At 69.5% G+C, this 9,972-nt stretch carries 10 protein-coding genes; 2 read left to right on the forward strand and 8 right to left on the reverse strand.

Annotated elements, in window-relative coordinates:
• The 5 genes from BLW84_RS45385 to BLW84_RS45405 all read right to left on the reverse strand — a co-directional run.
• A partial coding sequence (locus BLW84_RS45385) for an alpha/beta hydrolase (protein ID WP_245761840.1) occupies positions 1–599 on the reverse strand: 599 nt, incomplete at its 3' end.
• 100 nt (positions 600–699) lie between these two features.
• The gene (locus BLW84_RS45390) at positions 700–1,437 is read right to left on the reverse strand and encodes a YoaK family protein (RefSeq protein ID WP_093278880.1); all 738 of its coding nucleotides are present in this window, start codon (positions 1,435–1,437) and stop codon (positions 700–702) included.
• Complete coding sequence (locus tag BLW84_RS45395; RefSeq protein ID WP_093278882.1) at positions 1,418–1,942, reverse strand: DoxX family protein; 525 nt, start codon at positions 1,940–1,942, stop codon at positions 1,418–1,420. Before BLW84_RS45395 ends, BLW84_RS45390 begins: the two co-directional genes overlap by 20 nt.
• A 46-nt stretch (positions 1,943–1,988) precedes the next feature.
• Positions 1,989–2,651 carry a hydrolase gene (locus BLW84_RS45400; RefSeq protein ID WP_093278884.1) on the reverse strand — a complete coding sequence of 221 codons (663 nt, stop codon included), beginning with the start codon at positions 2,649–2,651 and terminating at the stop codon, positions 1,989–1,991.
• A gap of 103 nt (positions 2,652–2,754) precedes the next feature.
• Complete coding sequence (locus BLW84_RS45405) at positions 2,755–4,626, reverse strand: amidohydrolase (RefSeq protein WP_177227075.1); 1,872 nt, start codon at positions 4,624–4,626, stop codon at positions 2,755–2,757.
• Positions 4,627–5,197: 571 nt separating this feature from the next.
• Here BLW84_RS45405 and BLW84_RS48270 point away from each other — a divergent pair.
• Together BLW84_RS48270 and BLW84_RS48275 are read left to right on the forward strand one after the other, a co-directional pair.
• Complete coding sequence (locus BLW84_RS48270; RefSeq protein WP_177227076.1) at positions 5,198–5,629, forward strand: hypothetical protein; 432 nt, start codon at positions 5,198–5,200, stop codon at positions 5,627–5,629.
• A 107-nt stretch (positions 5,630–5,736) separates the two neighbouring features.
• Positions 5,737–6,291, forward strand: a complete 555-nt coding sequence (locus BLW84_RS48275; protein ID WP_177227077.1) for a TetR/AcrR family transcriptional regulator — start codon at positions 5,737–5,739, stop codon at positions 6,289–6,291.
• 465 nt (positions 6,292–6,756) lie between these two features.
• Here the strand turns inward: BLW84_RS48275 and BLW84_RS45420 are convergent, their stop codons facing one another.
• The 3 genes from BLW84_RS45420 to BLW84_RS45430 form a co-directional block, all read right to left on the reverse strand.
• The gene (locus BLW84_RS45420) at positions 6,757–7,899 is read right to left on the reverse strand and encodes a low temperature requirement protein A (protein ID WP_093278889.1); all 1,143 of its coding nucleotides are present in this window, start codon (positions 7,897–7,899) and stop codon (positions 6,757–6,759) included.
• Between the two features lie 46 nt (positions 7,900–7,945).
• The gene (locus tag BLW84_RS45425) at positions 7,946–9,304 is read right to left on the reverse strand and encodes a dihydrolipoyl dehydrogenase family protein (protein ID WP_093278891.1); all 1,359 of its coding nucleotides are present in this window, start codon (positions 9,302–9,304) and stop codon (positions 7,946–7,948) included.
• Positions 9,305–9,508: 204 nt separating this feature from the next.
• Positions 9,509–9,972 (reverse strand): alpha/beta hydrolase fold domain-containing protein (locus BLW84_RS45430; RefSeq protein WP_143061375.1); only part of this gene is annotated, 464 nt, incomplete at its 5' end.

Genomic DNA, 9,972 nt, shown 5'->3' on the forward strand with positions numbered 1-9,972 from the left:
CCCGCATCCGTGACCGGGCAGAACAACACCTGGTAGCAGAAGCTCACGTCACCGCGTTCCTTCGCCATCAGGGTCAGTGCCGCAGCCAGGTTGGCTCCCGAGGAGTCGCCGGCCAGGGCGATGCGGCCGCTGTCCAGTCCCAGGTTCGCCCCGTCCTCGGTGACCCAGCGCGACACGGCGTAGCACTGTTCCAAGGCCACGGGATAGCGGGCCCGGGGCACCAGGTGGTACTCGGGAAAGACGACTGCGGCGTCCGCGCCGAGGGCCAGCGACCGCAGGATCCGGTCATGGGTGACCGAGTCCCCGAGTGCCCAGCCGAGCCCGTGCAGGTACACGATCACCGGCAGCGGTCGCGCTCGGTCGCCGGCCGGCCTGACGACCCTGACCCGAATCCGTCCGTGCGGGTTCGCGGGCCCCATGATCCATTGCGCGCACGTGTCCGTTTCCTCCAGCGGAGGCTTGTCCTGCAGATCGGTCACGAGGCGCCGCGCCGCCGCCAGATCCACGTCGGGCGGGACCGGCGGGCTGGTGTGGGTCTCCGCGAATTCCCGGGTAACGGATTCGAGCACTGGCCCGTCGGTCAAGCCGTAGTCGGTCACAGACCCTCCTGCATCGCTCGCAGCGCCGACGATCGGGGCGCCGTCCCCGCCCGAGCTCGCGCAAGGGCCGTTGCCGGGCGCAGCCGATCGTCCGGCGTGGTCAAGTCGTCGGCGGTGCCCAGTGCGCGTCGGGGGTGGAGAGGCGGTGCGCGGTCACCGCGGTGGCCAGGAGCAGCAACAGCGCCAGCCCGAGTGCCACCGCCAACTGCCCGTGCAGGACGAACAGTGCACCGACGAGGGCGCCGAGGAACATCGCCAGCACGGACAGGACCCGTCGACCGGGCCGCGGCGCGGAGCCCCCGGGCGACTTGGAGTCTGCGGCGAGCCCGGTCAGGGTGAGGGTGAGCACGGTCGTGGTCAGATCGGGGACGCCGAGCCGCCGGGCAACGGCGTTCTGCATGCCCATGCCCAACCCCAGGAGGACGATCAGCACGTACCGGACCGGGGTGGTGACGATCCCGGCGGCGATGACCGCGGCGAGGGTCGCCCCGGCCATCAGCGCCGCGTGGATGCCGGTGGACACGGCCAGCAGGCGACCGCGGTGGGTCACCAACCGGACGCCGACCCGGCCTCCGGCGAGCGCACCTGCCAGGAACGCCACCAACGACACGACGGACGCCAGGGCGGACAGCTCCACGGCTCCGCCCAGGGCGAAGCCGAGGAAGACCACGTTGCCCGTCATGTTGGCGACGAAGACCTTTCCGAGCCCGAGGTAGGTCACCGCGTCGATCACGCCGGTGACCACCGTCAGCGCCAGCATCAGCGGCGGCAGCGGGCCGTGCCGGTCCCCACGCGGCGGCACCAGGGTCCGGGCCACGTCAGTCAGCAGTGCGCGCATCGGGCGCCGTCCTTTCAGCTGCAAGCGGGCGGTGCAGGATCACGCGGGTGAGCAGGCCACTAGCCAGGCCGAGCACGATCGCCGCGACCGACAGCCACACCGGCCAGGCGGTCAGCCCGGCCAGGTGGTCGGCCGACCAGCGGCCGGGGCCGGTGAGGGACAGCACCGCGGCGACGACGACCAGCACCAGCGGGTACTCGTAGCCGTCGTTCTGCACCCAAAGCCCGTGCGACCACTTGACGGTGATCGCGACGGTCATCACGCCGATGGCGACCATGGCCGCCATCGGCGTGAGTGCCCCGAGGGCCAGGAACAGGCCCGAACCGATCTGGCCGGCACCAGCCGCGAGCGCGGTGAGGAAGCCACCGCGAAAGCCGTCGCGGCGGAACTCCTCGATTCCTCCCGCTAGACCGTTGCCCCCGAGGCGGAAGCTCACCTTCTGAACTCCGTGGCCGGCGATGAGGAGGCCCGCCACCAACCGGAGGATCAGCAGTCCGGTGTCCAATGCGTCTTTCCTGTTCCTGGATCTCGGTCGAGTGCCGGAAGCGAAATCAGCCGGCGGCGTGGGCGCCGATGACGGCCTGCGCGTAGACGATGCCGAGGCCGTAGGCGCCGCCGTGCTCCTTCACCACGTCCGTCACGGCGCCGTAGGTCTCAGTGCGGGCCCAGTCGCGCTGGAGCTCCAGGAGCACCTGCAGCCAGGTCACCGGGATCGCGCCGCCCTGGATCATGCGCTGGATCGCGTGTTCATGGGCCTTCGGGCTGACTCCGCCCGACGCGTCGGTGACCACGTAGACCTCGTAGTCCTGGGCGATGGCAGAGAGCGTCGGCAGGACCACGCAGACCTCGGTCCACAGACCGGCGATGACGAGCTTCTTGCGCCCGGTTGCCTTGACCGCCTCGACGAAGGCGGTGTCCTCCCAGGCGTTCATCGTGGTGCGGTCGATGATCTCAGCGTCGGGGTAGACCGCCTGGAGCTGCGGCATGATCGGGCCGGAGAAGGACTCGGCGGCCACCGTGCTGAGCACGACGGGAACGTCGAAAACCTTGGCGGCCTTGGCTAGACCAACGGCAGCGTTGACGATCGCGATGCGGTCGCCGCTGCCTGTGCCGAAGAACATCTGCGGCTGGTGGTCCACGAACAGCACCGCGCAGTTGTCGGGGGTCAGCAGGTCGGGGCTGGGCGCCGCGGTGACCTTGTTGATGTCGGCCATGAGTGTGCCTTTCCATGTGCGGTGACGCGGATTGCTGCCCACGTCGTGACGTGAACCGCCCGGTGGGCGGTGGTGTGTCGGGGTTCTGGCGTCTGCCGGAAGTTCAGAGCACGAAGCAGGGGTCGAAGGGCGTGCTCGCGGTTTCCGGGGCGAGGCCGCGTCGAACGCGCCACTGGCGGTGCAGTTCGGACTCCGCGACGGCCTGGCCGAGCAGCTCCGCCTGGCGGACGCCCGGTAGGCCCGTGCGCTGGTAGCCGCCGAAGTGCGCCACGGGACTCCAGACAGGGCTGATGGGAGGCAGTTCCTCGTCGAGGCCCTCGTAGTCGGCGGCGGCGTGGACGATCCGGCCGCCGACGACGGTCAGCAGCGACTCGATGTGCGGGATTTCCTGCTCCGGCACGGTGAAGTAGTCGTCGGACAGGACCGCCAGGTCGCCGAAGAAGCCCGGCCGCAAGACGCCCTTGACGTCCTCCTCGCCGGTCAACGCGGCACCGGCCCGGGTGTACATCGCGAGCGCGGTCTCCCGGTCGACCCGGTTCTGCGGCGGCCGGATGGCCAGGCCGCCGATCGTCCGGCCGGAGATCAGCCAGTGCAGGGCGACCCAGGGGTTGTAGGAGGACACCCGGGTGGCGTCGGTGCCGGCGCCCACGGTCAGCCCGCGCTCCAGCATCGCCCGCACCGGCGGGGCTTCCGCCGCGGCACCGGAACCGTACCGACGGGTGAACGCCTCGCCCTGGAACGACATCCGGTTCTGCACGGACATCGCCCCGCCGAGCGCCGCGATGCGGTCGAGGCTGTCCCGCGACACGGTCTCGGCGTGGTCGAACAGCCACCTGTTGCCGGCTGGGAAGAGTCCCTCCGCTGCGAGCTTCTCGAACACCGCCAGGTCGCGCCTGATGGTCTCGTCGTAGGTCGCGTGCAGGCGGAAGCCCCAGCCGTGCGCCATCAGGAGCCGCACCGCCTTCTCGAAATCGGTCTCGTAGTCCCCGCTCAATTCGGGGCGGGGCTCGGCGAAGTTCTCGAAATCGGCGGCGGCCCAGGTCAGGTTCTCGCCGGCACCGTTCAACCGCAGCCACTCGTCCCCGTCCTCGGGACGGACCATCTCGATCCAGCGGCGGAGGTCGTCGAGTTCCTGACCGGGGGTCTGCGGGAACAGGTGGTAGGCGATGCGCAGCGACAGCAGGCCGTCCCTGGCCAGCTCGGTCACCGTGCCGTAGTTGTCGGGGAAGTTCTGGAAGCCGCCGGCCGCGTCGATCGCCGAGGTCAGCCCGAACCGGTTCAGCTCGCGCAGGAAGTACCGGGTGGAGGTCTTCCTGTCCTCGCCCTCCAACAGCGGAGCCTTGGCGAGGGTGGAGTAGAGGATCAGCGCGCTCGGGGCGGCCAGCAGCATGCCGTTGGGCTCGCCGTTCCTGCCCCGCACGATCTGGCCGCCCTTGGGATCGGGGGTGTCCCTGGTGTAGCCGACGGCACGGAGCGCTGCCCGGTTCAGGATCGCCGACTGGTACAGGTGCAGGACGAACACCGGCGTGTCCGGTGCGGCCGCGTTCAGCTCGGCAGGGGTGGGCAGCCGTCGTTCGGCGAACTGCTCGGCCGACCAGCCGCCCACCACGCGCACCCACTGGCCCTTGGGGGTGCGCGCCGCCTGCTCGCGCAACATCGCCAGGGCTTGGCGAAGCGATGTCACCCCGTCCCAGCGCAGTTCCAGCACGTAGTTGAGGCCGCCGCGGATCACGTGCAGATGGGCGTCGTTGAGGCCGGGGACCACGCGTCTGCCGAGGGCGTCGACGACGGTGGTGGCAGGACCGACGAACGGAGCGACCTCCGCGTCGTCCCCCACGACCGTGACGCGGCCGTCGCGGATCGCGAGAGCACCGGCGTGCGGCCGGCTGCTGTCCCCGGTGTAGATCTTCGCATTGCGGACGATCACGTCCGCGGCATCGTCGACGGCGCGGGGAACCAACCCGCCGACCGGCATTGCAGGCACCTCGGCAGACTCCAGAAGACGATGCCGGATTCCCTTGTGGGACGCGGATTCCGGCAAGTTCGGATGGTCGTGGCGGCAGAGCGGGCAGGGTCGGTGGACCAGCCCGATTCGGTCGCTCGAGCAGCACGTTAAGGCTCCCCGGCGTCCCCGTATTGCCCAGCAGCGAACTACTTCCTGCCTGGAAGTGAACGGAGCACCGCACGCCGCGCGTTGCGCTGCGGGAACAGATGCCATGCACCGGCGGGAAAGGGCGCACATCGGCCGGTCCTACGGCGACCTCACAACTCCGCGATCGGCGTCGCAGATTCGCCCCGCGCTGCGAAACGCCGCGCCGAAGCGGCCGCGGCGGCCGAGCTGATCTCACCGCGGTGCGGATGCTGATGGGTATCCACCTGGCCCGGCCGGACAGCGCTCTGGTGATCGCTTTGCCGGACCGACACCACGAACTGATTCCCTTCACCGCTACCTGCACCCTGCGCCTGCAATCCCGCGTAGCCGGGGCCGCTCGTTCACAACCACCCCTTCTATTGACCATTCGGTCAATAGAGATAGCATTGACCGCATGGTCAATAGCGCTGAAAGAGATGAGCGCGAGGCGGCATCACTCGCGTCTCTATCGCTCGCAGGGGTCAAGCGACTGGTAGCCGCCTACGTGGTAATGGCCTTGGGTACGTTGGTGGCCTTGGTCGTCCTGGCGGCGACGGCACGGCATCTGGCGACCGACGAGGCATGGGGTCACGCCGTGATCGTCGCCGTGTTCGCGATCGTGCTGCCCCTGCGGACGCGCGCGGCACTCAAGGGGAATCCCTCCGGTCTTCGTGCACTCACCATCATCGGGTGTGTCCTGCTGGTGGTGAATCTCGTCGAGGCCGCGCTGCCTGGCGTCTTCCCTACATGGATGCGCGTAGAGATGCTCGTCATCGCTGCGATGATGCTGATCCTTGCGATCCTGTCAGTCCGGGTTCGCCGGAACCGTCAGCCAGTCGACCGATGACCGGACCAACGGTCCACAGTGAAGGGATGGCTACTTCGTCCTCACAAACCACCAGGTCGGGCGCGCGTCGGCAGCGACTTGACGAGAATCAACGCCGGGCAGAGATCATGGCCGCAGCCGTGAAGGAACTCGCCGACTGCGGTTACGACGGCCTGTCGTTGACTCGCGTCGCCGAGCGGGCCGGCGTTTCCAAGGGCCTGATCTGGCATTACTTCGCCGACAAGGACGACCTGATGGAGTCCACAGCCAAAGCGACCATGACAACCATCCGCGACCGCATCGCGAACTCGCTCGACCTGGCCGAGCCCGTCCCGGACATCATTCGCGCAGCCCTGCGCCGAATTGCGGCCTTGACCGTCACCCACCGGGGAGAACTCACCGCACTCAACCGCATCGTTCACAACCTGCGTCACCCCGATGGCACGCAGCGGCTGACACTTGAAGACTACGAAGAGACCTACCAAGCACAAGAGTCGCTGTTCCGACGCGGCCAAACCGAGGGAACCCTCCGCGACTTCGACACGCGCGTGATGGCCATCACCTACCAAGGCGCGATTGACATGATGCTCGGATACCTCGGAACCAGCCACCCCCACATCAACCCTGACGACTACGCCGACAAACTTGCGGACATCTTGCTCGCCGGCATCCAGCGAAGCTGACTGTGGTGACGCAACCCCAGACTCACCGAGCCATCTAGCGTCACCTAACAGATCGTGCTGGTCACAGCCACTCCTTGATGGCCGCTACGAGGACGGTCGCCTCGTAGCGGACAGCGAGCTTGTCGTATCTAGTGGCCAAGGCACGGCGCCTTTTGAGGCGATTGATGGCGCACTCGACCGAGTGCCGGGCCTTGTAGTCCTCCGGGTCGAACCTCGGCGGACGGCCGCCGCGGGTCAAGATCCACTTTCGATGCACGCTCTAGGGGCGATGCGCTACCCGAATCGACGGCGAGCACAAGCACTGGCGCTCAGCGGCTCCCGAATGTGCCTGGCGCGTAAGGAAAGTCCCAGCGATCGCGGGGTTCTCCGCGCTCGACCGGATCAGCCGCCGGACGGCCCCGCCCGAGAAACCGCAATGGGCTGGTTCTCGGGCGTCGCCGGTCGCCCCGGCCTCCGGACCAGCCGTCAACCGTCCTGGAGCCGGCGGCCGCCGGTCGTCGTGACGACGGCCAGGACAGCCAGCAGGATTCCCGTAGGCAGGGCCGCGACCGGGGTGAAGACGGTCAGGAGGATGAGGACGGCGGTGCAGAGGAACGGCACCGACTCCCCTGTGCTTCTCCGGTGGGGCCGCAAGTGCAATGCCCACACGGTGATCAGGAAGACGACCGCCGGCACCGCGACTGCGGCACCCGCGACTTCCGGGGCGACGTCCGTGCGGTGGACGACCTGGTAGGCGCTCACCCCCAGGCCCGCTCCAACGGCAGCCGCCGAAGCGAAGATCAGGTAGTGGCCGTAGGCCCACAAGAACCGGTTCCCGGGGGCCCGGTGCGTGCTGGCGAGCAGGGTGTGGGCGGGTCGGGCGAAGTACAGCCACCACATGGCGAAGACCATGAGCACACCGCCGGCCGCCACCGCGCACAGCGCTCCGGTGCCGCGCCCCTCGTCGAGGGCGGTGCGGACCGCGGCCGTGGCAGAGGCGACGGACTCGCCGATCACGATCAGCGTGAACAGCCCGTAGCGCTCGGCGATGTGATGCGGATGCCAAGGGGTCATCCCGGCCGACTGCGCCCACACCGGGACGGACACCTCCGCCACCACCAGCGCCGCGATGCCCGGCAGGCGCATGTCGTCCGGGACGAACAGCAGTCCCGCCCAGCCGGCCTGGCAGACCATCACCCCGACGGCGAAGCGCAGCGTCGTCCTGCGCCGAACGGGGTCGGCTCTCGTGGCGCGCAACCACAGCCCGGCCAACGCGATGCGCATCACGACGTATCCCAGCGTGATGACGCTCAGATCGTTTCCGTCGAACGCCCGCCGCACGCCGGCCGCGAGGATGAGCGACCCGGTGATCTGGACGAGCACAGTCAATCGGTACGGGATGTCGTCCGGGTCGTAGGCGGACGCGAACCAGGTGAAGTTCATCCACGCCCACCACACGCTGAAGAACACGATCGCGAAGTGCAGAACACCCGCCACGTAGTACCCGCCGGTCACCGCGTCGCGGAGACCCAGGGACGCCTGGCCGATGGCGACCACGAAGCACAGGTCGAAGAGCAGTTCCAGCGACGTCGACACCCGGTGCTTCTCGCCGGGATCACGGGCTCGCATGACCCGCCACCTGGCTCCGCTGTGCAGATGAGCCACGGTGCGCCGATCAGCCGAGGGCCGCGAGCGCGGCTTCGACGGTGCGGTGGAAGGTGGGGTAGGCGTAGATCATGTTCCGGAGCCGCTCAACGGGCACCTCCGCGTGGACGGCGACCCCCAGTCCGTACAGCACCTCGCCGCCCGCCGCCCCCACCGACGTGGCACCGACCAGCACGCCGCGGTCGAGGTCCTGGACCAGCTTGACGAATCCCTCGTTGCCCGCCTTGTGAATCCAGCCGCGGGTGGCGGAGGAAAGCGGAACGAGGCTGGTGCGCACCTGCAGGCCCCGATCGCGGGCCGCCTGCTCGGTCAACCCCACGGCACCGATCTCCGGGTCCGTGAAGACCACGCGGGGCAGCGCCCGGTAGTCGGCGTCCGGACCGGGGAACCCGAGGATGTCGCGGATCGCGATCTGCGCCTGGTACATCGAAACGTGGGTGAAAGCGCCCCGGCCGGTGATGTCGCCGACCGCCCACAGCCCGTCGCCGACGCGCATCCGCCCATCGGTGTCGACCGCTGCCGCCGCGGGGTCGATCCCAACCGCGTCCACGCCCAGCCCGGCCAGCTCGACGCGCCGGCCCGTGGCGACGAGCAGCTGCTCCGCGCCGACCGACTCCCCGCTGCCGAGGTGGACGGTGAACATTGCGCCGTCGTGGCTCACCCGCTCGGCGCGCACGGACGTCCGCACGGTGGCGCCCTCCGCCTGCAGGACGTCCGCCGCAAGCCGCCCGGACTCCGGCTCCTCCGCGGACAGCAGGCGTTCCTGGCCTTCGACGACCGTGACCCGGCAGCCGAAACGAGCGAAGACCTGGGCGATCTCCACGCCGATGGCCCCGCCCCCCAACACGGTCAGCGAGGCGGGCAATTCCTTCGCCGCCACGGCGTCCCGGTTTGTCCAGTACGGCGTCTCAGCCAGTCCTGGGATCGGTGGGATCCGCGGCCGGCTACCGGTGGCCAGGACCACGCCCCGCCGGGCTTGGAAGGTGCGGCCGTCGACGGTCACCTGGCGCGGTCCGGTCAGCCGCCCGAAGCCGCGGACCAGCCGCGCTCCCTTCCCGGTCAGCCTGTCCGCGGCCACTTGGTCGTTCCAATCGTCGGTGGCCTCACCCCGGATGCGCGCGGCGACCTGGCCCCAGTCCGGGCGGACGGACGCGTCCCCGGCGATGCCCGGCACGCGGCGGGCCTCGGCCAGCAGGTTGCCCGCGCGGATCATCATCTTGCTGGGCACGCAGCCCCAGTACGGGCACTCGCCGCCGACGAGCTCGGCCTCCACCGCGACGACATCCAGCCCGGCCTCGGCCAGCGTGCCTGCGACGTGCTCCCCGCCCGGCCCCAAGCCGACCACGACCACGTCCGTCTGCTCGCTCATGCCCGTCCCTCTCGTCAGCGCGGCTCTCGGTGTGTGCTGTCGAAGCCGCCGCGCGACGACCGTAGGTCCGCGCAACACCGGCAGTGCGCCCGTCAGCGCACGAGCCCTTGCCCAGCAGCGAACCGACCGGGTGGTGCCGTCGAAACGGCCAGCCGCGCTGGCTGCCCCGTCTCGTGGCCGCGTGTCCCGATTCGCTCCTCGATCTCAGCCGGCGTGCAGTGCGGTACGCAGGGTGTTGACGGCCATGGTGATGGCGGCCTCGGCGGCACGGGTCTCGCGCAGGGCGTTGAGCATGACGAAATCGTGGATGATTCCTTGGAATCGCACGGCCGTGACCGCGACGCCCGCCTCGCGGAGCTTGTTCGCGTAGGCCTCACCTTCGTCCCGCAGCACATCGGCCTCGCCCGTGATCACGAGAGCCGGAGGCAGGCCGGTGAGCTGCTCGGTGGTGGCGCGCAGCGGGGAAGCGGTGATCTCGGCGCGTTCGTTCTCGTCGGTGGTGTACTGGTCCCAGAACCACTGCATGCCATCACGGCGCAGGAAGTAGCCGGTGGCGAACTGGCGGTAGGAACCGGTGTCGAAATCAGCGTCGGTGACCGGGTAGAACAGCACCTGCTGGACCAGCGGGATGCCCCCGCGCTCCTTGGCCATCAGGGTCAGCGCGGCCG

This window comes from Saccharopolyspora shandongensis (assembly GCF_900106995.1).
GTDB classification, from domain to species: Bacteria; Actinomycetota; Actinomycetes; order Mycobacteriales; family Pseudonocardiaceae; genus Saccharopolyspora; species Saccharopolyspora shandongensis.